Source organism: Streptomyces carpinensis, from assembly GCF_002154505.1.
GTDB lineage: Bacteria > Actinomycetota > Actinomycetes > Streptomycetales > Streptomycetaceae > Streptomyces > Streptomyces carpinensis.
The window spans coordinates 1-643 of sequence record NZ_MUBM01000659.1 but is presented as its reverse complement, the minus strand read 5'-3'; the positions used below and the strand labels follow the sequence as shown (position 1 = coordinate 643).

Annotated in this window: 2 pseudogenes; both read right to left on the bottom strand. The window is 74.7% G+C overall.

From position 1 onward, the window contains the following. A pseudogene (locus BZY54_RS47630) lies at window positions 1-323 on the bottom strand (MFS transporter); the annotation flags it as partial. Between the two features lie 102 nt (window positions 324-425). Then, window positions 426-643 (bottom strand): annotated as a pseudogene (locus BZY54_RS47625) (PLP-dependent aminotransferase family protein); the annotation flags it as partial.

The window sequence follows — 643 nt, the reverse complement described above, 5'->3', positions numbered from 1 at the left end:
GCGCACGCGGCGGCCACGAACGGCACGAAGCCGTGGACGACGAGGAAGGCCGCCACGGCCAGCCCGGTCACCAGGGCCAGCACCACGGCCGTGCCGCGTGGCCCGCGCCGGTCCGCGACCCGTCCCAGGGGCACCCCGACGACCGAGCCGACCGCCCAGGCGACGGTCAGGCCGAGTCCCACGCGCGTGGGTGACAGCCCGACGACGTGGGTGAAGTACAGCGCCGAGGTGACGTAGTAGGCGCCGTCGCCGACCGAGTTGGCGAACTGGGCGAGGGCCAGGACCCGTTGCGGGCCCGCAGGCGGCACGAGGGAGACCGTCATGCCAACGACGCTAGAGGCGGGATGGATCCCTCGACAGACCCAATGAGAGGCCGTGTGAGTGGCCCACTTGTGCGGGCCGCGGGTGGGCCGGGGGAATGTGCCTCACGCCCCGCCCAGGACCTTCGCCAGCACGTCCAGCGCCTCGGGATACGCCCGTTCCCGGGGCGTTCCGTAGCCGACCACCAGGCCCTGCGGCCGTCCCCCACCGGGGCCGTGCCAGTGGTCGCCCAGGTGGCCGAGCGCGAGCCCCTCAGCCTCCGCCCGGGCCAGCACCTCGGTCTCGTCGCCGACGTCGATCAGGGCGTGCAGCCCGGCGGCGA